The sequence below is a fragment of the Haloferax sp. ATB1 genome (assembly GCF_000730175.1).
In genome coordinates this window covers 1-24141 of the sequence record NZ_JPES01000063.1, presented here as the reverse complement: position 1 = coordinate 24141, position 24141 = coordinate 1, and the positions used below count along the sequence as shown (strand labels likewise).

23 protein-coding genes, 1 tRNA gene and 2 pseudogenes are annotated in these 24141 nt (G+C 67.1%); 16 read left to right on the top strand and 10 right to left on the bottom strand.

The features are described 5' to 3' along the window. The first annotated feature begins 5 nt into the window (after nucleotides 1-5). Both ATB1_RS10290 and ATB1_RS10285 read left to right on the top strand, forming a co-directional pair. A complete protein-coding gene (locus ATB1_RS10290; protein ID WP_042663611.1) occupies nucleotides 6-1721 on the top strand; it encodes an iron ABC transporter permease in 1716 nt (571 codons plus the stop codon). Nucleotides 1722-1824: 103 nt separating this feature from the next. Continuing rightward, entirely contained in the window at nucleotides 1825-2952 is a 1128-nt protein-coding gene (locus ATB1_RS10285; protein WP_042663610.1) for an ABC transporter ATP-binding protein, read from the top strand. 32 nt (nucleotides 2953-2984) lie between these two features. Here the strand turns inward: ATB1_RS10285 and ATB1_RS10280 are convergent, their stop codons facing one another. Next, a complete protein-coding gene (locus ATB1_RS10280; RefSeq protein WP_042663608.1) occupies nucleotides 2985-3665 on the bottom strand; it encodes a class I SAM-dependent methyltransferase in 681 nt (226 codons plus the stop codon). A gap of 129 nt (nucleotides 3666-3794) precedes the next feature. On the opposite strand from ATB1_RS10280, the gene ATB1_RS10275 reads away from it, so the two are divergent. Continuing rightward, nucleotides 3795-4253 (top strand): DUF2391 family protein, encoded by a 459-nt coding sequence (locus ATB1_RS10275; protein WP_042663607.1) that lies wholly within the window; start codon nucleotides 3795-3797, stop codon nucleotides 4251-4253. A 95-nt stretch (nucleotides 4254-4348) separates the two neighbouring features. Next, nucleotides 4349-4927: an ATPase involved in flagella biogenesis gene (locus ATB1_RS10270; RefSeq protein ID WP_042663606.1), complete on the top strand. Its 579-nt coding sequence runs from the start codon at nucleotides 4349-4351 to the stop codon at nucleotides 4925-4927. Nucleotides 4928-4949: 22 nt separating this feature from the next. On the opposite strand, the gene ATB1_RS10265 is transcribed toward ATB1_RS10270, so the two are convergent. Together ATB1_RS10265 and ATB1_RS10260 are read right to left on the bottom strand one after the other, a co-directional pair. Beyond that, nucleotides 4950-5807 (bottom strand): hypothetical protein, encoded by an 858-nt coding sequence (locus ATB1_RS10265; protein WP_042663605.1) that lies wholly within the window; start codon nucleotides 5805-5807, stop codon nucleotides 4950-4952. Between the two features lie 263 nt (nucleotides 5808-6070). Next, nucleotides 6071-6316 (bottom strand): ferredoxin, encoded by a 246-nt coding sequence (locus ATB1_RS10260; RefSeq protein WP_042663604.1) that lies wholly within the window; start codon nucleotides 6314-6316, stop codon nucleotides 6071-6073. Nucleotides 6317-6477: 161 nt separating this feature from the next. Here ATB1_RS10260 and ATB1_RS10255 point away from each other — a divergent pair, with 161 nt between their 5' ends. Both ATB1_RS10255 and cgi121 read left to right on the top strand, forming a co-directional pair. Further along, the gene (locus tag ATB1_RS10255; RefSeq protein ID WP_042663603.1) at nucleotides 6478-8949 is read left to right on the top strand and encodes an ATP-dependent DNA helicase; all 2472 of its coding nucleotides are present in this window, start codon (nucleotides 6478-6480) and stop codon (nucleotides 8947-8949) included. After that, nucleotides 8946-9440: a KEOPS complex subunit Cgi121 gene (gene cgi121, locus ATB1_RS10250; protein WP_042663602.1), complete on the top strand. Its 495-nt coding sequence runs from the start codon at nucleotides 8946-8948 to the stop codon at nucleotides 9438-9440. Before ATB1_RS10255 ends, cgi121 begins: the two co-directional genes overlap by 4 nt. Before the next feature lie 160 nt (nucleotides 9441-9600). On the opposite strand, the gene ATB1_RS10245 is transcribed toward cgi121, so the two are convergent. After that, nucleotides 9601-9673, bottom strand: a tRNA-Gln gene (locus ATB1_RS10245). Nucleotides 9674-9805: 132 nt separating this feature from the next. On the opposite strand from ATB1_RS10245, the gene ATB1_RS10240 reads away from it, so the two are divergent. Continuing rightward, complete coding sequence (locus tag ATB1_RS10240; protein WP_042663601.1) at nucleotides 9806-10378, top strand: IMP cyclohydrolase; 573 nt, start codon at nucleotides 9806-9808, stop codon at nucleotides 10376-10378. Nucleotides 10379-10425: 47 nt separating this feature from the next. Next, nucleotides 10426-11085 (top strand): metallophosphoesterase, encoded by a 660-nt coding sequence (locus tag ATB1_RS10235; protein ID WP_042663600.1) that lies wholly within the window; start codon nucleotides 10426-10428, stop codon nucleotides 11083-11085. A 30-nt stretch (nucleotides 11086-11115) separates the two neighbouring features. Here the strand turns inward: ATB1_RS10235 and ATB1_RS10230 are convergent, their stop codons facing one another. After that, nucleotides 11116-12462 carry a tryptophanase gene (locus ATB1_RS10230; protein ID WP_042663599.1) on the bottom strand — a complete coding sequence of 449 codons (1347 nt, stop codon included), beginning with the start codon at nucleotides 12460-12462 and terminating at the stop codon, nucleotides 11116-11118. Nucleotides 12463-12547: 85 nt separating this feature from the next. Between ATB1_RS10230 and ATB1_RS23875 the strand changes: the two genes are divergently transcribed. After that, a complete protein-coding gene (locus ATB1_RS23875) occupies nucleotides 12548-12670 on the top strand; it encodes a hypothetical protein (protein ID WP_277813224.1) in 123 nt (40 codons plus the stop codon). Nucleotides 12671-12700: 30 nt separating this feature from the next. Here the strand turns inward: ATB1_RS23875 and ATB1_RS10225 are convergent, their stop codons facing one another. After that, entirely contained in the window at nucleotides 12701-13879 is a 1179-nt protein-coding gene (locus ATB1_RS10225) for an aspartate kinase (RefSeq protein ID WP_042663597.1), read from the bottom strand. A 187-nt stretch (nucleotides 13880-14066) separates the two neighbouring features. On the opposite strand from ATB1_RS10225, the gene ATB1_RS10220 reads away from it, so the two are divergent. Together ATB1_RS10220 and ATB1_RS10215 are read left to right on the top strand one after the other, a co-directional pair. Next, nucleotides 14067-14495 carry a hypothetical protein gene (locus ATB1_RS10220; protein WP_042663596.1) on the top strand — a complete coding sequence of 143 codons (429 nt, stop codon included), beginning with the start codon at nucleotides 14067-14069 and terminating at the stop codon, nucleotides 14493-14495. A 162-nt stretch (nucleotides 14496-14657) separates the two neighbouring features. Beyond that, complete coding sequence (locus tag ATB1_RS10215; RefSeq protein ID WP_042663618.1) at nucleotides 14658-15467, top strand: ZIP family metal transporter; 810 nt, start codon at nucleotides 14658-14660, stop codon at nucleotides 15465-15467. A 122-nt stretch (nucleotides 15468-15589) separates the two neighbouring features. Here the strand turns inward: ATB1_RS10215 and ATB1_RS10210 are convergent, their stop codons facing one another. Further along, nucleotides 15590-16720, bottom strand: coding sequence for an NADH:flavin oxidoreductase (locus ATB1_RS10210; protein WP_042663595.1), 1131 nt, complete (start codon nucleotides 16718-16720; stop codon nucleotides 15590-15592). Nucleotides 16721-16859: 139 nt separating this feature from the next. Then, complete coding sequence (locus ATB1_RS10205; RefSeq protein WP_042663594.1) at nucleotides 16860-18446, bottom strand: DNA-directed DNA polymerase II small subunit; 1587 nt, start codon at nucleotides 18444-18446, stop codon at nucleotides 16860-16862. A 78-nt stretch (nucleotides 18447-18524) separates the two neighbouring features. On the opposite strand from ATB1_RS10205, the pseudogene ATB1_RS10200 reads away from it, so the two are divergent. Next, nucleotides 18525-19263, top strand: a pseudogene (locus ATB1_RS10200) (S26 family signal peptidase); the annotation flags it as partial. 15 nt (nucleotides 19264-19278) lie between these two features. Further along, nucleotides 19279-19437, top strand: coding sequence for a hypothetical protein (locus tag ATB1_RS22420; protein ID WP_198526081.1), 159 nt, complete (start codon nucleotides 19279-19281; stop codon nucleotides 19435-19437). A gap of 59 nt (nucleotides 19438-19496) precedes the next feature. Here the strand turns inward: ATB1_RS22420 and ATB1_RS10195 are convergent. Then, nucleotides 19497-21175, bottom strand: a pseudogene (locus ATB1_RS10195) (Cdc6/Cdc18 family protein). Nucleotides 21176-22691: 1516 nt separating this feature from the next. Further along, on the bottom strand, nucleotides 22692-22886 hold the full coding sequence (locus tag ATB1_RS21560; protein ID WP_128081451.1) for a hypothetical protein: 195 nt from the start codon (nucleotides 22884-22886) through the stop codon (nucleotides 22692-22694). Here ATB1_RS21560 and ATB1_RS10185 point away from each other — a divergent pair. From ATB1_RS10185 to ATB1_RS20660, 3 genes are all read left to right on the top strand, one after another. Beyond that, nucleotides 22873-23514 (top strand): Era-like GTP-binding protein, encoded by a 642-nt coding sequence (locus tag ATB1_RS10185; protein WP_042663592.1) that lies wholly within the window; start codon nucleotides 22873-22875, stop codon nucleotides 23512-23514. The genes ATB1_RS21560 and ATB1_RS10185 overlap by 14 nt on opposite strands. A gap of 6 nt (nucleotides 23515-23520) precedes the next feature. Then, nucleotides 23521-23913 carry a DUF2073 domain-containing protein gene (locus ATB1_RS10180; RefSeq protein WP_042663591.1) on the top strand — a complete coding sequence of 131 codons (393 nt, stop codon included), beginning with the start codon at nucleotides 23521-23523 and terminating at the stop codon, nucleotides 23911-23913. Nucleotides 23914-23961: 48 nt separating this feature from the next. Further along, on the top strand, nucleotides 23962-24141 hold a 180-nt coding region (locus ATB1_RS20660), incomplete at its 3' end, for a Zn-ribbon containing protein (protein WP_277813223.1).

Below are 24141 nucleotides of genomic sequence, written 5' to 3'. Positions count from 1 at the left end.
AGCCGGTGAGCCGCGCCTCGGTTCGCCGGGTCGCCCGCGCTCTCGAACAGCGACTGCTCACTCTCGTCGCGGCGCTCACCGCCGTCGTCCTCCTCGTCCTGTTTTACTACCCCGTCGCCACCGTCTTCGCCGACGCCGTCCTCGCCGACGGTCGGCTCACCATCGAACCCATCGCGGCGGTGCTGACGAGCGAGTTCTACCTCGTCGACATCATCTGGTTCACGGCGAAACAGGCGTTCTACTCGACGCTCGCCAGCCTCGCGCTCGGTCTCCCCGCCGCGTGGCTGTTCGCACGCTTCGAGTTCCGCGGCCGCGAGACGCTCCGCTCGCTCACCATCCTCCCGTTCGTCATGCCCTCCATCATGGTCGCCATCGGCTTCGTGGCGACGTTCGGCCGCAACGGGACGCTGAACCGCGCGCTCTCCCTCGTCGGCCTGCCGCCGGTCGAACTGCTGTTCACGCTCGAAGCCATCATCGTCGCCCACGCGTTCTACAACGCCCCGCTCGTCGCCCGCGTCGTCACCGCGGCGTGGGAGAGCGTGGACGCCCGGACCGTCGAGACCGCCCGCTCGCTCGGCGCGAACCCGCGGCGGGCCTTCCGCGACGTGGTCCTCCCGCAACTCCTGCCGTCTATCGGCGTCGGCGCGACCCTGACGTTCATCTTCACCTTCGCGTCGTTCCCCATCGTCCTCGCGCTCGGCGGCTTCCAACTGGCGACCATCGAGGTGTTCGTCTACTCGCGGGTCAGAGACCTCGCGTACGCCGAGGCCGCCAGCCTCGCGGTCGTCGAGACGGCCGTCTCCATCACGCTGACCGCCGTCTACCTCCGGTACGAGGCGAACCAGCGGTCGGCCGGGGGCGCGGCGAACCCGCTTCCCCGCCGGTCCGTCGTCCCGTCCGACTGGACGCCGAAATCGGCGCTCCGGACGGCGGGCATCGCCGGCTACGCCCTCGTCGTCGGACTGGTGTTCGTCGTCCCCATCGCCAGCATGATACTGGCGAGCGTCACCGGCGGCGACGGCGGCTTCACCCTCGCCAACTACGCCTTCCTCGCCGAGCGACAGGCGACCGGCGCGAGCTTTCAGGTCAAACCCCTCCCGGCCATCCTGAACTCGCTGGCCTTCGCCGCGGGGACGCTCGTCGTGGCCGTCCCGATGGGCGTGACGATGGCCGTCCTCACGACCCGCCGGTACCGCGGGCGCGGCCTCATCGACGTGCTCTCGATGGCCCCCTTCGCCGTTTCGGGCATCGTCGTCGGCCTCGGCCTGCTCCGCGGCCTCGTCTTCGGCGTCGACGTGCTGGGGACGCGAATCCGCGTCACCGGCGCGCTCGCCATCGTCGCGGCCCACGCCGTCGGCGCGTACCCCTTCGTCACTCGGAACGTCGCGCCGCTTTTCGCCCGGCTCGACGGCCGGCTCGTGGAGTCCGCGCGGTCGCTCGGCGCGACCAGAACTCGCGCGCTCGTGGACATCGAACTGCCGCTCGTCTGGACCGGCGTCGTCGCGGGCGCGGCGTTCGCCGTCGCCATCAGCATCGGCGAGTTCGACTCGACAATCATCCTCGCGGAGGGCGCGGGGAGCTACACGATGCCCATCGCAGTCGAGCGGTTCCTCGGGCGACGGCTCGGCCCCGCGACGGCGATGGGCTGTCTCCTGCTTCTCGTCACATCCGCCAGCTTCCTCGTCGTGGACCGCTTCGGCGGCCGGTGGGGCGAGCTATGAGGGAGATGAGGGAGCCCGGAGAACAAGACGGGGACGAGCCGCGGGAAGTGAGAATTATGACCGTCCGCCGGCGAGAGGAGCACGTGACTTCGGAGGCGAACCCGTGAGACTCGAACTCGACGCGGTGTCCAAGCGCTACGGGTCGGCGACGGCGCTCGATTCCGTCTCGCTGTCGGTCGACGACGGCGAGTTCTTCACGCTCGTCGGCCCCTCTGGCTGCGGCAAGACGACCACGCTCCGCTGTATCGCCGGCTTCGAGTCCCCGACCGAGGGGACCGTTCGCTTCGACGGCGAGTCGATGGCCGGCGTCGCGCCCGAGTCGCGAGGCGTCGGCGTCGTGTTCCAGAACTACGCGCTGTTCCCGCATCTCAGCGTCGGTGAGAACGTCGCCTACGGACTCCGCTTTACCGACCCGCCGGGCGGCGGCTCCCGCGACGAGCGCGTCGCGGAACTGCTGGACCTCGTCGACCTCGTGGGGTTCGAAGACCGCGACCCCGACTCGCTTTCGGGCGGGCAACAACAGCGGGTCGCGCTCGCCCGCGCCCTCGCACCCGGCCCGGACCTGCTGCTCCTCGACGAGCCGATGTCGGCGCTGGACGCCCGCCTCCGGGACCGGCTCCGCCGACAGGTAAAGCGCATCCAGTCGGAACTCGGCGTGACGACCGTCTACGTCACCCACGACCAGTCGGAGGCGCTGGCGGTCTCAGACCGACTAGCCGTCCTCAACCGCGGCCGCGTCGAGCAGGTCGGCAAGCCCCGCGAACTCTACCACCGACCCCGGACGCGGTTCGTCGCGGAGTTCCTCGGCGAGAACAACGTCCTCGACGCAGTCGTCGAGTCTCGACCGGAAACGGGGGGGGTTCGCGTCGGCGTCGGCGACGCGGTGTTCGCGCTGGCCGAGGGGCGGCGCGTGCTCGGACGGTCGAGAACGCAGCCCGGTGACGGAAGTTCGGAGCGGGCCGAAGGGCCCCCCCGACCCGAACCCGGCGACGAACTCACCTTCTGCGTCCGGCCCGAACGGCTCCGGGCCGACGCGGGGACGAACCGGATTCGCGGGACCGTCGTCGACACCGAGTTTCAGGGGGCGACGACGCGGGTGCGACTCGACTGGGACGGGACGGAACTCGTCGTGGCGGTCGAAGACGGCGGCGAAGAATCAGCGGCCGGATTCGAGGTCGGGACGACGATGGAGGTCGGATTCGACCCGGCGGCGGCTCACATCGTCGAGTAGCGCGGGGCGGTCGTCTTTCCGCGCCGTTCAGTTCAGGGCGCGACGCCGACGGTCAGGAGCGTGCCGAACGTCCGGTAGCGTTCGACCATCGCCTCGCGAGTCTCCCAGTCGTCGGTCGGGAACTCGGCGGCCGCTGGGATGTCGATGTCGAGGTCGGCGATGGAGTCCTGTTCGGCGACGTGGAGGCCGGCGTCGCGGAACGCCTCGCGGTACTCCGCGTGGGACCAGCGGGTCATATCGATGGAGATGAGGTCCTGCCACTCGTGGGAGTGGACGTTCTCCTCGTAGTAGTTCACCGCGCAGTAGAACGTGCCGCCCGGCCTGAGGACGCGGGCGACCTCTTCGAGGGTGTGGTGCGGGTCGGCGGCGTAGTAGAACGCCTCCATCGACCAGACGTGGTCGACGCTGTCGTCCTCGAACGGGAGGTCGTCGAAGTCGCCGACGAGAAACGAGAGGTCGTCGGTGTCGGTGTACGCGCGGGCGTTCTGGACCATCTCGGGCGAGCCGTCGAGGCCGAATCCCCGGCCGATACCCTTCGTGTCGCGGAGCGCGCGGAGGGCGTAGCCGCTCCCGGTTCCGAGGTCGACGACGGTGTCGCCTTCCTCGACGGGCATCCGCGCGAGCGCGTGCTTCGCGGTGTGCCAGTGTCGGTCCTCCATGCCCCTGTCGCGGCCGTCGGCCGCCCAGGCGTCGAACTCGTCGCGGACGCTCATACCGAAGCCTCGCGCGCCGGGGTGAAAATGCGTTCGAACTGGCCCGCGGCGATGTCGAACTCCCCGCCCGCTCGGTGTCGCCGTCGCCGCGACGCGCCTTTTAATTACCGCCGTCACGACGACCGGTGTATGGTCGGAGTCCGCCGCCGGTTCGCGCTCGCCGACACCGCCCAGCAGGTCGTCGGCGGCTTCCTCCTCGCGGGGCCGTTCGTCGTCACCGAGGAGGTGTGGGTGCTCGCGCGGAGCATGTCGTTCGCGCAGGCGCTCCTCACGCTCTGTATCGTGCTCGCGGTGGGCTACGGCGCGCTCTACAAGGCCGACGACCGCGACCCCGACAGGGAGCGCGAGGTCGGCGGGGTTCCCGTCCGGTTCATCTCGCTCATCTCCGTCTCGTATCTCTCCGTGTTCATCCTCGCGCTCGCGTTCGACGCGCCGGGGACGTTCCTCTCGGACGTGTCGGGTCAGGTCGTCGGCTCCGCGCTGGGGTACGAACTCGACCTCGCGGTGCTCCGCATCACGCTCAAGGCGACGAGCGTCGGCGCGGTGTTCAGCGTCATCGGCGCGGCCACGGCGGACTCGCTGTTCTGAGCGGAGCGAGCGAGGTGTCAACACGCACCACAGTCCCGGGACGACGCCGGCCAAGCGGTATGAAGGATTAAGTCGGCAGGGTAACTGCTTGGGGTATGGATTACGAGCTCGCCATCGAAGACACGCCCGAGACGATTCCGGGCGGCACAGGTATCTTGCTCCTTCATCCGAGCATCGGCGAGACCGACCGCATCGACACGGATTTCTTCAAGGTCGACACCGACCACTTCCTCGTCATCTCGACGCGGACCACCGCGCGCGAGGTCGAACAGAAGCTGGAACACTACGAGGTCGACGAGTCCAGCGCCACCATCCTCGACACGCTCTCTATCGAGCGGGGCTACTCCCGGCGCAGTTCGGACAACATCTACTACGTCGCGGCCCCCGACGACCTCGACGCCATCGTCGAAAAGACCCGGCAGTTCCTCGAACGCCACGACGGAAAGCTCCGGCTCAGCGTCGATTCGGTCACTGAGATGGCCTACTACGCCGACGAGGACCGCGCCTTCGAGGCGACGAAGCAGATTCTCGAACTCCTCGACGAGTTCGACGCGGTGGGGCTGTTCCACCTCTCGAAGGAGGTCCACGACCAGGAGACGCTCGACCGCTTCCGCGAACTGTTCGACGGCGTCGTCGACCTCGACGAGGACGGCACCGTCACGACCGAGTTCTGAGGCGAAACAGCGACGCGACCGGCTACGACCGAGTCAGCGTCGTCGGCCGAGTCGGGTCGGTGTCGGCATCGTCGCCGCCCGACGCCACATCGTCGTCCGCTGCGAGTTGCGCGAACGTCTTTTCGGCCCACTTGACCGCGTAGCTCGGCCCGTGGTCGCGGTACGCCGCGGTGTCCAGCGCCGAAAACGGCGCGGGGAGGTCGCGGCCGTGTTTGATAGCCGAACACGCGAACTCGGTCGCCTCGGCGAACGAGAGTCTGCCGAGCGCGACGAGCCGCGGGAGGTTTTCGAGTCGGTCGTCGAGGCGGCCGCCCGCGTCGACCCACGCCTCGTGGAGGCGGTCGTGGCTCCCCTCCCACGACGCGAACGCCTCGCGGGTGTGGAGCCCGACCCAGCCCTCGTAGAGCGCGGCGGCGACCTGATACGTCTCGCTCGGGCCGAGCGGCGTCGCCGCGGCGAGGTCGGGGAACCGCTCGCCGAAGAAAGGCAGGAAGTGTTCGGGAATCTCGTCGTTGCCGGCCTGCACGAACGCCTCGGCGATGAGGAAGTCCAGAAAGTCGTCGGGCGTCCCCTTCGCGCGGTACTTCACCAGCACGACCGGCGGCGCGGTCTGTCGAGACCACGTCACCGTGCCGTCGCCGGGCATCCCGATGGTGAAATCGGACGACGCGTAGCGCCGGAGCTGTTGGGGCGCGTCGTCTGGTAGCCACTCCGCGGGGTACGCCGCCGGGGAGAGCGACTCGACCACCAGCCCGAGGTTCTCCGCGGCCTCCGGGGGGATGGTGTCGAAGTCGCCGGCCACGTCCAAGACGAGCGCGCCGGGGGCGTACTCGTCGCGGACCGATTCGAGGTCCGACGGCAGGGTGCGCGTCTCGAACATCCGCTCAGGCGATGCTCATCCCGACGAACACGACGGCCAGCAGGGCCGACACGCCGACGGTACCGAGCACGATTTTCGTCGCTTGGCTCATAGTGGCACGATTAGGGGCCCGCCGCTTAACCTTTACACTCTATCGTCGGCCGAATCTCCAGTCGAAACGGAGGGGTTCGGGGACGCGCCCCACGGTCGTCGGTCACACGGTCCGGTCGGGTCCAGTCGGGTCGGAAAAATGAGAGAAATCGGTGGCGTCGTCGGCGTCGCGGTCAGGGAACGAGCTGTTCGCCGTCGTCGTCGAGGATGCGGATGGCCTCGACGGGGCAGACGCGGGCGGCGAACTTCGCGTCGAACTCGGCGTCCTCGGGAACTTCGCGGACGAAGACGCCGTCGTCGGTCTCCTCGGCGTCGACGAGGTCGGCCTTGCCGTCGTCGACGTTCTTCTCGAAGTCCTCCCACTCGTCGACACACTGGAACATGCCGATGCAGGTGTCGCGGTCGTACTCGACTTTCATGGGCAATCGTACCGCCGGGCCGTACAAAGCCCTGCCGACGCGGGGGCGTGGGTCGGCGTCGCCTCGCGTCGCGGTCGTGCGACCGACGCCGCGGGCGGCGACACACCCGCGTCCGAACCGACCCGATGGCTTAAACCGGGGGACGGTCCAAGGGAGATGCAATGCGAACTGCGGACCTGACGGGCCTGCCGACGGGGATTCCCGAGGCCCTCCGCGACGAGGGTATCGAGGAGCTGTACCCGCCGCAGGCCGAGGCCGTCGAGGCCGGCCTGACAGACGGCGAGAGCCTCGTGGCCGCCGTCCCGACGGCGAGCGGGAAGACGCTCATCGCCGAACTGGCGATGCTGTCGAGCGTCGCGCGCGGCGGGAAGGCGCTGTACATCGTCCCGCTCCGGGCGCTTGCCTCCGAGAAGAAAGCCGAGTTCGAGCGCTGGGAGGAGTACGGCATCGACGTGGGCGTCTCGACCGGCAACTACGAGTCCGACGGCGAGTGGCTCTCCTCGCGCGACATCATCGTCGCCACCTCCGAGAAGGTCGACTCGCTCGTCCGGAACAACGCGGCGTGGATGGACCAACTCACCTGCGTCGTCGCCGACGAGGTCCACCTCGTCGACGACAGACATCGCGGGCCGACGCTGGAGGTCACGCTGGCGAAGCTCCGCCGGCTCAACCCGAACTTGCAGGTCGTCGCGCTCTCGGCGACCGTCGGCAACGCGGGCGTCGTCGCCGACTGGCTCGACGCGGAACTCGTCAAATCCGACTGGCGACCCATCGACCTCAAGATGGGCGTCCACTACGGCAACGCCGTCTCCTTCGCCGACGGGAGCCAACGCGAGGTGCCGGTCGGCCGCGGGGAGCGACAGACGCCCGCGCTCGTCGCCGACGCGTTGGAGGGCGACGACGACGGCGACCAGGGCTCCTCGCTCGTCTTCGTGAACTCGCGGCGCAACGCCGAGTCCGCGGCCCGCCGCATGGCCGACGTGACGGAGCGGTACATCACCGGCGACGAGCGGAGCGACCTCGCGGAACTCGCCGCCGAGATACGCGACGTGTCCGACACCGAGACCTCCGAAGACCTCGCCGCGGCGGTCGCCAAGGGCGCGGCGTTCCACCACGCGGGGCTGGCCGCCGAGCACCGCACCCTCGTTGAAGACGCCTTCCGCGACCGACTCATCAAATGTATCTGCGCGACGCCGACGCTCGCCGCCGGCGTCAACACCCCGAGCCGCCGCGTCGTCGTCCGCGACTGGCAGCGCTACGACGGCGACTACGGCGGGATGAAGCCGCTGGACGTGCTCGAAGTCCACCAGATGATGGGTCGTGCCGGCCGACCCGGCCTCGACCCCTACGGCGAGGCGGTACTGCTCGCGAAGGACGCGGACGCCCGCGACGAACTGTTCGAGCGGTACATCTGGGCCGACGCCGAGGACGTGCGATCGAAGCTCGCGGCCGAGCCCGCCCTGCGAACGCACCTGCTCGCCACGGTCGCTTCCGGCTTCGCCCACACCCGCGAGGGATTGCTCGAATTCCTCGACCAGACGCTGTATGCGACCCAGACCGACGACCCCGAGCGACTGGGACAGGTGACAGACCGCGTGCTCGACTACCTCGAAGTGAACGGGTTCGTCGAGTTCGACGGAGAGACGATTCGGGCGACGCCCGTCGGCCACACCGTCTCGCGGCTCTACCTCGACCCGATGAGCGCCGCCGAAATCATCGACGGCCTCGAATGGGCGGCCGACCGCCGAGCCGAGAAGCTCCGGGCGCTCGCGGGGGAGACGCCCGAGAAACCGAAGGGAGACCGGAGCGACTCGGACGACGAACCCGGCGGGTTCCAGCGGGCCAGCGAGATGGTCGCCGACGACGGCGGCAGTGGAGGCGGCGAAGACGGGGACGGCGGCGACGGAGACGCCGACGCGTTCGAGACCGACCGGACGTATCCGACGCCGCTCGGTCTCTATCACCTCGTCTGCCGGACGCCGGACATGTATCAGCTCTACCTGAAGTCCGGCGACCGCGAGACCTACACCGAGCTGTGCTACGAGCGCGAACCGGAGTTCCTCGGGCGCGTTCCCTCGGAGTACGAGGACGTGGCGTTCGAAGACTGGCTGTCGGCGCTGAAGACCGCGAAACTCCTCGAAGACTGGGTCGGCGAGGTGGACGAGGACCGCATCACGGAGCGCTACGGGGTCGGTCCCGGCGATATCCGCGGGAAAGTCGAGACGGCCGAGTGGCTCCTCGGCGCGGCCGAGCGACTCGCCTCCGAACTCGACCTCGATTCGGTGTACGCGGTCCGCGAGGCGAAAAAGCGCGTCGAGTACGGCGTCCGCGAGGAACTGCTCGACCTCGCCGGCGTCCGCGGCGTTGGCCGGAAGCGCGCCCGCCGGCTGTTCGAAGCCGGCGTCGAGAGCCGGGGCGACCTCCGCGAGGCGGAGAAATCGCGCATCCTCGCCGCGCTCCGGGGTCGCAGGAAGACGGCTCAGAACATCCTCGAAGCCGCGGGGCGGAAGGACTCCTCGATGGACGAGGTGGACGAAGACGACGCGCCGGACGACGCCGTCCCCGACGACGCCGGGTTCGAGACGGCCAAAGAGCGCGCCGACCAGCAGGCCAGTCTGGGTGATTTCGAATGAGACTCGTCGAAGCCGAGGCGACTGTCGCGGACCTCGATTCGTTCATCGCGGTCGTCGGCGAGGTGGCCGACGAGACGGGCGCGACGATTCAGGCGTTCGACGCCCGCTACGTCGTGGACCGCGAACACCTCGAACGGGCGACCGAACTCGCCGACCGGGCCATCGCCCGCGGCAACGAAATCGCCCGCGACCGGGCGGTCGAAATCCTCCTCTACGCCAGCGGCCGCCGGCAGATCAACCGCGCGTTCGAAATCGGCGTCTCGGAGGGGACGCTCCCCGTCGTGATTCTCGTCGACGGCGGCGACGAGGCCGACGCCGAGGCCGCGCTGTTCGACCGACTCGGCCTCGAACCCGCAGAAACCCTCGGCGACTACGACGAAGCGCTCGTCCGCGACGTGTTCGACGTGGGCGAGACGGAACTGGACGTCGCCGACGGCGACCTCCCCGCGCTGGTCAGAGAACGAGTCGCGCTCCTCGCGGTCGACCGCTAAACGATTTTCGCGGCCCGTACCGTCCGTATTCGTGAGTCTGAGAGTCTGGAATCAAAAACTCCACTCGAAACGGGCCCCTTTGGTTTCTGAGACCTACCCCTTCGTTTCAACTGGAGAACGGGGGACGGCGCGGCCTCGTCGAGAGTAGAACGCTGAGAAGTAGTCCCACCAGGATTCGAACCTGGGTCGTTGCCCCCAGAAGGCAACAGGATTGGCCACTACCCCATGGGACTTCGCATCAGTTCGTACTTCGCGGGTATTTGTAAACGTTGCGTGTCGATTCCGCCGTGGGATTTCGTCGCACGGTGACGGACAGACGTGCATAAACCGCCAACTATTTGCCCCTATTCTATCCACTGTCGTGTATGTACGTCGGACGATTCGTCGTCGTTGGCCCCGGAATCGGTGCGTATCGCGTCTCCTCTCGGTCCTTCCCGAACCGACAGGTCGTCGACCGGGACGACGCCCTGACCGTCGGACCGACGCCCGACGCCCCCGAGACCGACAACCCCTACATCGCCTACAACTGCGTCCGCGAGGGCGGCGACTACGTCGTCGTCGGCAACGGTTCGCAGGTCGACCCCATCGCGGAGAAACTCGACCTCGGCTACCCGCCGCGGGACGCCCTCGCCGAGATTCTGCTCGCGCTCGACTACGAGAAAGACGACTACGACACCCCCCGAATCGCGGGCGTCGTCGGCGACGACGAGGCCTTCATCGGCATCGTCCGCAGGGACGCCCTCGTCGTGGAAGCCGTCACCGAACCCACGCTCGTGGCGACCTACGAGGAAGACGACCCCCGCGCGTTCGACCTCGACGCGGAGACCGCCGCCGACGCGGCCCGCGAACTCTACGACCACGAGTTCGAACACGCCGTCTGCGCCGCCGCCGCGACCGTCGGCGACGCGGTCGAGACCGCCTTCTACAACGGCGAGTAGTTCGGCTCGGCCCGAGATTTTTCAGCCGCGCACCCGTACACCGAGCCATGCGTCTGGGCGTCATCTCGGACGTGCACGGGAACCTCCCGGCACTCGAAGCGGTGCTCGAATCGATGCCGCCGGTCGACCGATTGGTCTGCGCCGGCGACGTGGTCGGCTACAACCCGTGGCCCGACGAGTGCGTGTCCGAACTCGCCGAGCGGGACGTGCCGACGGTCTCGGGGAACCACGACCGCGCGGTCACGTCGGGGACCGGCTTCCGCTTCAACAGCATGGCGGCCGCGGGAGTCGACTACGCCCGCGACGCGCTGTCGCCGGCGTCGATGGAGTGGCTCTCCGGGCTTCCGAAGACCCGCACCCTTGCCGACGGCCGGGTCAAACTCGCCCACGGACACCCCGACCACCCCGACCGCTACACCTATCCCGACGACTTCTCGCCGTCGCTCCTCGACGGCGAGGACCTGCTGGTGTTGGGTCACACCCACGTGCAGGGTCACCGAATCTACGACGACGGAATCGTCCTGAATCCCGGGAGCGTCGGTCAGCCCCGCGACGGCGACCCGCGGGCGGCCTACGCGGTCGCCGACCTCGACGCGATGGAAATCGAGACGGACCGCGTCGCCTACGACATCGACCGCGTCGCAGAGCGCGTGCGCGAGGTCGGCCTGCCGGAGCGACTGGCGAGTCGGCTGTACGAGGGGAAGTAGGGAAAAGAGCGAGTAGCTATCCTGAGGCCGTCAGTTCGACACCGGTTCGAGCCGCGCCGAGAAGTGCCGAAGCTCCTTCATCGGCGGCTCCTCGACGATTTCGAGGCCGCCGTACTCGCCGGCCGAGGCCATGACTTTCGCGGCCGTCTCGGCGACGTGTTCGAGGTGTTCGCGGCTGTAGGTGCGCCGGGGGAGCGCGAGGCGCACGAGGTCCGGGCGGTCGGTGCCGGGGAACGCGAAGCCGCCGAGTTCGACGCCGCGGACGCCGCCTTCGAGGTAGAGCGCGCAGACGAGTTCCTGCCCGGGGAACTCGTCTTTCGGGATGTGCGGGAACACCTCGCCGGCGTCGAGATACACCGCGTGGCCGCCGGTCGGCTGGTAGACGGGGACGCCGGCCTCGACGAGGAGGTCGCCCAGTTCGGCCACCTGCTCGACGCGGTCGGACACGTACGGCGGCGTGACGGCCTCGCGGAGGCCGACGGCCATCGCCTCGATGTCGCGGCCCGAGAGGCCGCCGTAGGTGGGAAAGCCCTCGTAGAGGATGGCGCGCTGTTTCGCGTGTTCGAACACCGTCTCGTCGCGCATCGCGGCGAACCCGCCGATGTTGACGAGCGCGTCCTTCTTGCCGGACATGGTGACGGCGTCGGCGCGTTCGAACTGCGCGCGGGCGATTTCGGCGACCGAGTGGTTCTCGTAGCCCGCCTCGTTGGTCTTGATGAAGTGGGCGTTCTCGGCGAACCGGCAGGCGTCGATGACGAACATGGCGTCGATGTCGCGGGCGAACTCGGCGGTGGCGCGGATGTTCGCCATCGAGACGGGCTGGCCGGCGACGGAGTTGTTCGTGATGGTGAGGACGACGACGGGAATCGCGTCGGCACCGACCTCCTCGACGAGCGCGTAGCCCGCGTCGATGTCGAAGTTCCCCTTGAACGTCTCCGTGGAGTTGGGGTCCCGCGAGGCGGGCGACGGGCAGTCGACGGGTTCCGCGCCCTGATTGACGACGTGGGCGCGGGTCGTGTCGAAGTGCGAGTTGTTCGGCACCACGTCGCCGTCCTCCAAGAGGACGCCGTAGAGGACGTTCTCCGCGCCGCGGCCCTGATGGGTCGGCACGACGTGCTCGAAGCCCATCACGTCGCGGACCGAGTCGGCGAGGCGGGCGAACGACTCGCTTCCGGCGTAGGCCTCGTCGCCGCGAATCATCGCCGCCCACTGCTCTGCGGACATGGTTCCCGTCCCCGAGTCGGTCAGGAGGTCGATGTACACGTCGCGGGCGTCGAGGTTGAACGCGTTGTAGCCGGCCCGTTCGAGGGCGGCCTCGCGCTCCTCGCGCGAGGGGAGTTCGATGGGTTCGACCATCTTGGCCTTGTACGATTTCATGCCCGCAATAGGCCCGCGAATGTGAAGTATTCGGCAGGCAGAAAATCGATGGACGACGCCCGGTTTTCGACGCTCGTGAACGGGAATGTACATCGGTGTCGTCGGCTGGTCGGCTGTCGCCACGAACCGCCACGAACCGACCTCGGCGGCCGTCGCGTACTCCCGGACGTTGGGCGTCGCTGGCGGGGACGCGAGCGCGCGAAAATAGATTCGAACCGAGTTGCGGGGTGGGGCCGGCTCAGAACTTGTCTTGGATGATTCCGAGCGTCTCCTCGCGGTCGTCCCACGCCACGAAGATGGCGACGGAGGTCGCGGAGGTGATGGCGTCGTGGATGTTGATGCCGGCGTCGGAAAGCGGCTGGACGATGTCGAGGATGACGCCGGGGCGGTTCGGGAGTTCGCCGCCGGTGACGCGGACGACGGCGATGTCGTCTTCGACGGTGACAGAAGACAGCGCGTCGTCGGCGACGACGCGGTCGTGGAGGACGGCCTCGGCCCGGTCGGAGTCGTCTTCGAGGACGTAGAACGTGATGGAGTCCATCCCGGAGGCGACCGAGTCGACGTTGATGTCCTCCTCTCGGAGGGCGGTCGAGAGGTCCGCGAGGATGCCCGGTCGGTTGCGAATCGCCCGCCCGGCGACGGTGAGACACGCGAGGGGCTCTTCCTGCATGTCGATGAGGTTGTGGAACTCGCCTTCGATGAGCGTCCCGCCGGTGAGCAGGTCGCCGTGCTGGTAGTGGACGACCCGAACGTCGAGCGCCGCGTCCTTGTACGACAGCGCCGACGGCGCGACGACCTCGGCCCCGCGGAACGAGAGGTTCCGAAGCTCGTCGACGGTGATGCGGCCGACGTTGCGCGCGCCTTCGACGACGCGCGGGTCGCCGGTCATGACGCCCTCCACGTCGGTCACGATGACGACCTCGTCGGCGTCCATGTAGTTGCCGAGCATCACGGCGGAGGTGTCGGAGCCGCCGCGGCCGAGCGTCGTGATTTCGCCGTCGTGGTTCTGCGCGAGGAAACCGGTGATGACCGGGACGACGCCGTCGAGTTCGGCCGCGAGCTTCGCGGCCCGCTCTCTCGTGGCCTCGACGTCGACCTCGCCGAGGTCGTTCGTGATGACCGGCCACTCGTCGGTGCCGGGTTCGACGAACAGGGCGTTGACGCCGCGGGCGGCCAGCGCCGCCTTGAGCATGCGCACGCTGGTCCGCTCGCCCATCGAGACGATTTCGGCGCGGTCGCGGTCGTCGGCCTCGAACTTGATCTCGTCGAGGAGGTCGTCGGTCGTCGAGCCCATCGCGGAGGCGACGACGGCGATTTCGTGGCCGTGTTCGACGGCCGCGGCGATGGAGTCCGCGGCGCGGTTGATTCGGTCGCCGCTACCGAGCGAGGTGCCACCGAACTTCGCGACTACGCGCATCGTCCCTCCGGTGCGTCGCGTCGCTTCGGGGCTTCGTTGGTAAACATGCGAGGGGCTAACGCGGGGGGACGTATAACTATGTCCTCCGGTTCAACCGTTGCCGTCACCCGCGAATCCGGCGCTGAGACGGCCCGTACCGACGCCTCGCGGGCGGAGATTTATCACCGAAGCCGCGGAACGTTCGGGCATGGATGTCAGAGACGCCGTGGACGCCGACGCCGAGGCGCTGGCCGCCGTCGCCGACGCGCCGGTACGGGCGATGCGGCGGCTGATACGCGACCGGACGGTTCGCCTCGCCACCGCCGACACCGGCTCGGACCCCCACGCCGACGCGCCGGCGGACGACGAACCGGTGCTCGGGTTCGTCGGCTTCGACGTCCGCGACGGCGTCCTCCACGTCACCCGACTCGGCGGGACCGAGACGGCGGTGCGGCGACTACTGGAGGAACCGCTCCGCTTCGCCAGCGCCGAATCCCTGCCGGTCGAGGTGCTCGTCCTCGAATCCGAGACGCCGCTTTGCGACGCGGTCGAGCACGCCGGCTTCGACCGGGTCGGCCACGGTCCGCGGTTCGAAGGGTCGCCGACGGTCCGGTACGTCCTCGACGAGACGGGGTAGCCCGGTCCCCCGCGGGCCGCGACCACTCGACTCGCTCCCGCCGTCCCGACCGACGCGGGTGGCGAGGGCGACGAGAACCGACGGAGGGAATACATACCTCCCGCCCGTCAGGTGGCCCATGACCGAACGACGCGGAAACCGACCGCCGAGCGTGAGACGACCGTGACGGCGGTCGAAGAGCTGTTTGTCTCGCTCGCCGGCTCGGACCCGGTGATGCAGGGTCTCCTCGGCGGCATCGTCATCGCCGGCATGAACATGCTGGGCGCGCTTCTCATTCTCGTCTGGCGCGACCCCTCGAAGCGCTCGCTCGACACGCTCCTCGGCTTCGCCGCCGGCGTCATGCTCGCCGCGAGCTTCACGAGCCTCATCCTCCCCGGCATCGAGGCGGCGGGCGGAAGTCCGATTCCCGTCCTCGTCGGCTTCGTCATCGGCGTCGTCGTCCTCGACCAGGCGGACCTGTGGATTCCGCACGTCCACATCCTCGTGACCGGGAAGACCCGGACGGACGCCCCGGAAACGGAGAAGAAGATGGCCTCGGTCATCCTGTTTATCGTCGCCATCACCATCCACAACATGCCCGAGGGCCTCGCCGTCGGCGTCGGCTTCGGCTCCGGCGACCTCGGAACCGCCATCCCGCTGATGCTCGCCATCGGAATCCAGAACATCCCCGAGGGACTCGCCGTCTCCATCGCCGCCGTCAACGCCGGGCTTCGGAACACGACCTACGCGACGTTCGCGGGCATCCGCGCCGGTCTCGTGGAGATTCCGCTCGCCGTCTTCGGCGCGTGGGCCATCCAGTACGCCTCGGCGCTGCTCCCCTACGCGATGGGGTTCGCCGCCGGCGCGATGCTGTTCGTCATCTCCGACGAAATCGTCCCCGAGACGCACTCGAACGGCCACGAGCGCGTGGCGACGTTCGGGACGATGGTCGGCGTCGTCGTGATGCTCTACCTCGACGTGACGCTCGGGTAGTCGAATCGAGTTAGCGCGTCCGAATACGGCGACCGTCGAGGAGCCGCGAAACGAGAGTTCGAGTGGAAGCGAAGGGGTTCGGTGGTCGGTTCAGCGTCAGAGAGTCCGGCGTCGAGCGCGCGTCAGTCGTCCGCGAGCGGCGGCTCCGACGGCACCTCGTGGTCCGAGAGCCCGGCGGTCGGCGCGAGGAACTTCGTCGGCTCGAACGCGTCGAGGTCGTCGCCGGCGGCCACGCGCGCCGGCCAGTCCGGGTTGGCGAGCGCGCTCGTCCCCAACGTGAACAGGTCCGCGCCGGTGTCGACGGCGGTACGCGCCGCGTCGGGGTCGCCGAGACCACCGTTGGCGATGACGACCGTGTCGTCCGCGACGTACTCGGCGGCGGCTTCGGCCAGCGAGGGGCCGTCCGCGCCGAAGGTCGGACTCGTCGCGTCGGTCTCGGTCGTGTGGACGTAGTCGGCTCCGGCCGCCGACAGCTCCTCGAAGAAGACCGCGGCCGCGTCCTCGCCTTCTGGCCACTCGTAGTCGCCGTCGGTCACTTTCTCCTGCGAGACGCGGATACCGACGACGAACTCCTCGGGGACCGCGTCGGCGACTGCCGAAAGGACCTCCGCGGGGAATTTGACTCGGGACTCGGGACCGCCGCCGTACTCGTCGTCGCGCCGGTTCGCGTCCGCCGCGAGGAACTCGTTGAGGAGGTAGCCGTTCGCGCCGTGGAGTTCCACGCCGTCGAAGCCGGCTTCGACCGCGTTCCTCGCCGCCCGTACGAAGCCCTCGCGGGCGGTTTCGAGGTCCGCCTCGTCAGCCGCCTTCGGGACGGCGAACTCGCCGCTGCCGCCGTAGGCTTCGGCCTTCTGGCCGTCGGGCTGGACCGCGGAAGGCGCGAGCGTCCGGTCGCCGTCGAGATGGGGGGTTCCCCTGCGACTGCGCCCCGGCGTGGCATCGAACTGCGCGAAAATCGGCGTGTCGACCTCGTGGACGGCGTCCGTGACGTTCGTCCACGCCTCGACGTGGTCGTCGGTGACGAGCCCCGGCTGGTTCAGGTAGCCCTGACTGTACGCGTCGTCCGTGTAGACGCCCTCGGTGACGAGAAAGCCGAAGCCGCCGTCGGCGAACTTCCGGTAGTAGTGGGCCATCTCGTTCGTCGCCAACCCCTCGTCGGTGGCGCTGATACGCGTCATCGGTGCCAACCCGGTCCGGTTAGCGAGCGACAGGTCGTTCAGGCTCGTCGCGTCGAACAGCGCGTCGTCAGTCATCACCGGTTCTGCGCGCGTCGCGGATAAAAAGCGACGGCGGAATGGTCCCGACCGCCGCACATCCGGCGTGCTATCAGGTAGCATCCTGGGCGGGAGAACGGTCGCTGAGTCGAACGGACGTCAGTAGTGAACGGCCGGCTCAGGAGAACTTCCGAACCGTCATGTTCAGCGTGTCGAGGTCGACGATGGGCGCGTAGCCGGCGTCGGGGTCGATGTTGACGGATTTCTGGAAGTCGGTCTGGGCCTGCCAGCAGCCGGAGTTGACCGCGAGGACGTTGTGGTACTTCCCCCAGCCGAGCTTGTGGACGTGGCCGGTGTGGAAGATGTCGGGCACGTCCTCCATGACGAGGTAGTCGAGTTCCTCGGGCGCGAGGCGGGTGTGACCCCCGAACTGCGGCGCGACGTGGCGCTTCTTCAGGAGCTGGTACATCGCCTTGTGCGGCTCGTCGTAGCTCGCCTTGTCCGCCGGCAGTTCGGCGATGACCTCGTCGAGCGAGACGCCGTGGTACATGAGCACGTTGACGCCTTCGAGGGTGACCATCGAGGGGTTGCTCGTGATGCGGGCGTCGTGGGCCGACATGATATCGCGGAGTTCGTCGTCGAAACCGGGTTGGGGCTCCGCGAGTCGGACCGCGTCGTGGTTGCCCGGAATCATCACGATGTCGAGGTCGCCGGGCACCGATTTGAGGTGCTCGGAGAACGCCTCGTACTGCTCGTAGATGTCGATGACGTCGAGTTCCTCGTCCTGATTCGGGTAGACGCCGACGCCCTCGACCATGTCGCCGGCGATGAGGAGGTACTCGATGCGCTCGGCTTCCTCGGTGTGGAGCCAGTCGGCGAAGCGGTTCCACGCGTCGGCCATGAACTCCTGGCTGCCGACGTGTACGTCCGAGATGAGCGCCGCCTGCACGTCCCTGTCGGCGGTGTTTTGGCGGTGGCTCCGCGGCACGTCGGGGAAGTGCAGCGAGTCGACGAAGAGGATGCCCGCGTCGCCCGACAGCGTCCCCTGCACCGCGATGCACTCGTCCATGAGGAGTTCGTCGACGTGGCTCGCGATGTCCTTGTCCTTCATCACGAGACAGGGGAACGTCCCCGTCGTGTCTTCGAGGTCGATAATCCAGTGGCCGCTCTTGGTGGACCGGACGTCGTCGACGAGGCCGATGAGTTCCGCGTCCTCGCCGCCGGACATGTTCGAGATGGCCTTCGCGGGGCGGTGGTTGACGCGCCCGCGGAGCATCTTCGAGAGCTTCTCGTAGCGGTCGCGGAACACCTTCACGAAGTCGCCGTACTCGCCGGTCCCCGTCGACTGACCGGTCATGTCGTTGGCGATTTCGAGGGACCGAAGCGATGGGTCGACGTTCCGCCCGGCCGGTCCGCCCTTCGCTTCAGCTGGAGCTGATTGAGTGGTGTGGTCCGCGTTGTCGTGCGGTGTTGCAGCGGAAACAGGGGGGTCGGGGTCGGCGGCGGTATCGGATACGGCGGCGTCCGGGGCGGCCGACCCCGTCGATTCGGTTCCCGGCGGGTCCGCGGCGGGGGCGGAGGCGAGCACCTCGCGGACGTGGTCGGCGGTGATGCGAAGCGCGTCGTCCGGAACGGCTTCGACGACGCGGGCGAGGGTCCGGCCGGGGTCGTCGGAGCCGGCGATGAGGGTCACGGCCTCGCGTTCGGCGTTGTAGCCGCGACCGACGAGCGCCCGGACGATGCGCGCCGGCGTCTCCAGTGGCACACCCGGAGTGTGCGACACGCGGCAAAAAGGATGCCGAAACCCAGAACGTTGAAACCCAGTCCGGGTAAACTGGGAGTGATGAGTGACGACGACGGTCGCCCGCCCTCCCCCGACCCGCGGCGCGGTCCCGCCTCCGACGAAGGCGTACTAACTCGGCTCCGGACGGCAGAGGAGGGGCCGCTTCTGTTCGTCCGCGAAGTCCTGACGAGCGCGCTCGCCGTGTTGGCCGTCGGGTTGCTCCTGTTCGCGGTGAGCGGCGTGTGGCCACCGATGGTCGCCGTCGAAAGCGGGAGCATGGAACCGCACATGCACAAAGGCGACCTCGTGTTCATCACGGGACCGGAACGATTCGCCCCGGACGCGTCCGTCGAGGGAACCGCCGTCGTCACGGCCGAGACGGGCGCGGAGGTCGACTACCGGAAGTTCGGCGGCCCCGGCAGCGTCATCGTCTACGACGACCCCGGGTCGGCAGGGCCCCCGATTATCCACCGGGCGATGTTCTGGGTCGACGAAGGAGAGAACTGGTACGACCGGGCGAACCCCGAATATATGTCGGCCGACAACTGTCGAGAACTCGCCAACTGCCCCGCCGAGTACGCCGGCTTCATCACGAAAGGCGACAACAACCCGCGGTACGACCAGGTGAGCGGCATCGCCGACCCGGTCCGCCCCGAGTGGGTCCAGGGCGTCGCGCGAATCCGCATCCCGCTTCTCGGATGGGTTCGGCTGACGCTCGCCAACTCGATGGCGACGACGACGCCGGTCGCGCCCGTCTCTTTCGAGTCCGTCGAGCCTGTCGAGTCTGTTGACGTCCGGCGAGTCTGTTGACGTGATGGCTGACGACGCGGCGACTAACGACGTGGCGACCGACGGCGTGACGACGATTGAGGCGACGGCCGCCGACGCACCGACGGCACCGCTTCAGGTCGAGCCATCGGCGCTATCGGAACCATCGGAGACACCGATGCGAGTCGGCGCGCTCGCGGCGTGACGCGAGTGCAGTAACAGAGTCGGACTTCGTTCTTCAGTTGTTCTTCAGTTGTTTGTCCTTCAGTTGTCGAACCGCGCCTGCACGAACGGCTGTGCGCTCTCGATATCGCCGAGTCGGGAGTCCGTCAGCAGGACGGCTTCGGTCTCGTCGATGGGACAGAGAGGCTGATTTCCTTGGTCCGGCCGTAGCGCCCTTTCGAGACGACGACGGCGTTGACGATGCCGAGCATGTCGAGTTCCGAGATGAGGTCGGTGACGCGGCGCTGAGTCAGTACGTCGGCGTCGATCTCCTCGCAGAGGCGCTTGTAGATGTTGAACACCTCGCCGGTGTTGATGTTGCGGACGCCGTTTTTCTCCAGGAGGATGATGGCGAAGAGGACGATTTTCGACTGCGTGGGGAGGGTACGGACGACTTCGACCACGCGGTCGAGTTCGATTTTGTCCTGCGCCTGCCGGACGTGGGCCTCCTCGACGGTGTCGGCCTGCCCGCGCTCCGCGAGCTCGCCGGCGGTGCGGAGCAGGTCAAGTGCGCGCCGGGCGTCGCCGTGTTCCTGCGCGGCGAACGCGGCGCACAGCGGAATCACGTCGTCGGTGAGCGCGCCGGGCTTGAACGCCACGTCGGCGCGGTGCTGGAGGATGTCACGGAGTTGGTTCGCGTCGTACGGCGGGAAGACGATTTCCTCCTCGCCGAGGCTCGACTTGACCCGTGGGTCGAGGAAGTCGGTGAACTTCAGGTCGTTCGAGATTCCCATGATGGAGATGCGGGAGTTGTCGAGTTCGGAGTTCATCCGCGAGAGGTTGTAGAGCGTGTCGTCGCCCGACTTCTCGACCAGTTTGTCGATTTCGTCGAGCATGATGACGACCACACGCTCTTTGTAGTCGACGGCGTCGAAGAACGTCGTGTAGACGCGGTCGGTCGGCCACCCGGTCATCGGCACCGTCTCCATCTCGTCGGCGTCGTCGTCGAGTTCCGCCGCGCGCTCGTCTAACTCGGCGATGGAGTCGTACGGCGTGTCTTCGAGGGCGTTGGGGTCTTCCGTCGCCCGCGTTCGCATCTCGTCGAGGCGTTCCTGTTCGGCCTCGATGCGCTCGACGTTCTTCTCAATGAACTTGTTCGCCAACTGCGCGAGCACGCGGTACTGCGTGTCGGTCACCTCGCAGTTGATGTACTCGACCTCGCAGGGAACGTCGTACTTCTGGGAGGTGGATTCGAGTTCCTGACTGACGAACTTCGCGCTCGCGGTCTTGCCGGTCCCGGTCTTCCCGTAGATGAGGATGTTCGACGGCGTCTCCCCGCGCAGGGCGGAGACGAGAATCGTCGCCATCTGGTTTATCTGGTCGGTCCGGTGGGGGAGTTCGTGTGGCGTGTACGACGGGCGAAGGACTTCCTTGTTCTCGAAAATCGGCTCGCCGGCGAGGAGGTCGTCGAACAGGCCCTTGGACTCCTCGTCGTCGTTGAGAACGACCTTGTCGAGACCGACATCGGGGTCTTTGTGCTGGTCGAGGTCTTCGTCGGACGCGTCGGGGGCGTCGGTGTCGGGGCCGATGCTCGCCTGAATGTCGATGTCTTCGGGGGAGACGTCTTCCTCGGCGGCTGTCGTCGCTCCGGCGGACGCATCGTCAGCGGACGCGTCGGTACTGGACGCATCGCCGGAGTCACCGTCGATGGCGCTGTCGTCCGACGTGCTGTTCCCGACTTCCCCTCGTGTGCCGCCTCGCGGATTCTCTTCCTCGTCCATCGTGAATACCCCTTTGTTTCAAGTGGAATAGTCGCCCGCAGCGACGCATAAGGTGCGTGAGGCCGGTGATAGCCGGCATCTACGCATCACGCCGAAGAAGGCGATTCCAGATGATGCAAAGGAACCAAACGAACAGTCGGTACAAAAATCTTACTTCTCCGACTTGTCTACCGTCGTTCGACCCGAACTCGGCCGGACGGGACCGTTTCAACACGAACGACTCCGACTCGGTCGGAAGCGAAGATTCCGTGACTCCAGTTCGAAAGCGGGACCGGAGTGGTCGGTCGATGAGGTCGTCATCGATGGGTCGTCATCGATGGCATCGGCGGTCGTATCGACACCGAGAGTTGAACGTCTCGGAGTCGAAACCAGAGGCGGAAGTCAGAGACAGGTGAGAGGAAGTTCGGATGAAGGGGAGTAGTTCGAGTCGATTGGAGAACGCAAATCGGACAGAGTCAGCGAGCAGTCAGCGGATAGAGTCGGTGAGCAGTCAACGGACAGAGTCGGTCGGACGATGTGCGTTGGGTCATATGGTGAGCCGAAGAGAGATACGCCAAGTCAGACGAGAGTCGACGGGTTCGGTCGGACGGCTGGACGGCGAGGACTAGCCACGGTCCAGTCAGTCGAGTTGAAACGCGTCGGTTCGAACAATCGCGCTCTGTCGAGTCGAACCGCGGGCCGTGTCGCGACACCGAACGACGGCGGCAGGTTTGGACGAACGACAGTCGCACACCGGACACGGTCGGCTCTACACCATGTCTCCAGTCGGCACGAAACCCCACTGGTTCGCGTCGGTGGAGTGGAAGTCGGAGTTAAGTAGGTGTCCGACGAGAAAAATTGGTGCTGGTGACCCCCTCGTTTCGTGTGGAGACAGCCGAAACACGCTTTCGGTGAAATCTGGGGTGTGAGTGATTTTGCGGCCGGTCTAACCCCTCCGTTTCCTATGCAATTAAGTGGTCGATCTCCAGTTCGACGGGAAACCCCTGGGGCTCGAATGCCCCACACCCCTTCGTTTCGGGTGGAGCCGTGAGAAGGTGGGGAGGGGGTCTCGGTGGCTTTTAGATAGGGATAGCTTTATAACTCATATTCGCATACCATAACCGTACTGGGGCAAAAAGAGATATTATTGTACTTCCCTAGAATAGAATTAACGTCCGACCGCCGTCTAGCGGTCTCCCCCCACCCACCCCTTCGGGAGGTTCCACCCGAAACGAAGGGGTGGGGGTGTCCCGAGACGAGATGTTCACTTCCGTCGAAGCGGGAATCCGCCTCAACCTCGACGCGAGTCCGACCACCAACCGGCGTGGATACTATTCGTGTCGACCGGCCCGCAGACGAAACGGACGGGATTACGAGGCACGAATTTCGCGAGATAGGAGGACTTCCCGAGACGGATCTTCAGCTCGCACACGTGCACGCCCGAAGTAGCAATGAAGAGAGCGTGTGTCCCGGCGTGCGAACTCTGTCGGCGGTCAGTCGGCCGCGTTCGACCGCTCGGCACGCTGCGGCTGAACACTCATTCGACGTTCGTCTCTGGACCGCTCGCGTCGGTCCGTCGCGACCGCTGTCCACGACGTTCCTTTCTGTCGTCCTGTCTCCCACGTGACTGGTGTCTGACGTAGTGCTTAAGTGAGTCCGGTTGGGTGATACCTCCATACGCCCTCCACGACGCGTTCGGGAGGTGCGGGAGGCCCAGGATGGGACTGCTCACAGATTTAAGAGACAGCATCTCACGAGTCGTCGACCGGCTCTTTTCGGAGAGCGAGCCGAAGCGGATCGGTATATATGGCCCGCCCAACGCCGGGAAGACGACTCTCGCAAATCGCATCGCCCGTGACTGGACCGGTGACGCCATCGGTCCCGAGAGCCACATCCCTCACGAGACTCGCCGCGCCAGGCGGAAGGAGAACGTCGAGATCGAGCGGAACGGCAAGAAAGTCACCATCGACATCGTCGACACGCCGGGTGTCACGACGAAAGTCGATTACAAGGAGTTCCTCGAACACGACATGGAGAAGGACGACGCCGTCCGCCGGTCCCGCGAGGCGACCGAGGGAGTCGCCGAGGCCATGCACTGGCTCCGCGAGGACGTCGACGGCGTCATCTACGTGCTCGACAGCACGAAAGACCCGATATCGCAGGTCAACACGATGCTCATCGGCATCATCGAGAGCCAGGACCTGCCCGTGCTCATCTTCGCGAACAAGATCGACCTCGAAGAGTCGAACGTCGAGCGCATCGCGAACGCGTACCCACAGCACGAAACAGTCGAGTTGTCGGCGCTCGAAGGTGAGAACATGGACGAAGTGTACGCCAAAATCGCGGAGTACTTCGCGTGATTCACCATGCCTGAAGCAACCGCCTCCGACGACGGTACCGACGGGGTCCAGATAGACCTCTTCAGCGGGAATCGGATGGCAAACCTCACGAGCATGGAGAAGATTCGGCTCATCCTCGACGGCGTCCGCGACGGCAACATCGTCATCCTCGAAGAGGGTCTCTCGCCCGACGAGGAGTCGAAGCTCATCGAGGTCACGATGGCCGAGATAAGCCCCGACGAGTTCAACGGTATCGAAATCGAAACGTATCCGCGCTCGCAGACCGCAGACCAGAGCTTCCTCGACCGGCTCATGGGCCGACAGTCGACCCAGAAGCTCACCGTCATCGGACCCGCGAACCAGATTCAGACGCTCCACAAGGACGAGAACCTCATCAGCGCGCTCGTCTCGCGAAAATAGGGGGTCCAACGAACGCCCTCACGCGTCATCCGGCGCTACCATCCACCAATGCCACATCAATGCACCACGTGCGGTAAGGTGTTCCCCGATGGCTCGAAGGAGATGCTTTCGGGGTGCCCGAGCTGCGGCGGCAACAAGTTTCAGTTCAAGCCCGCGTCGAGCGGGAGCGCTCCCGCGAGCGCAAGCGATGACACGCCGTCGACGGGCGGCGCCGGGACGCGCGGGGAC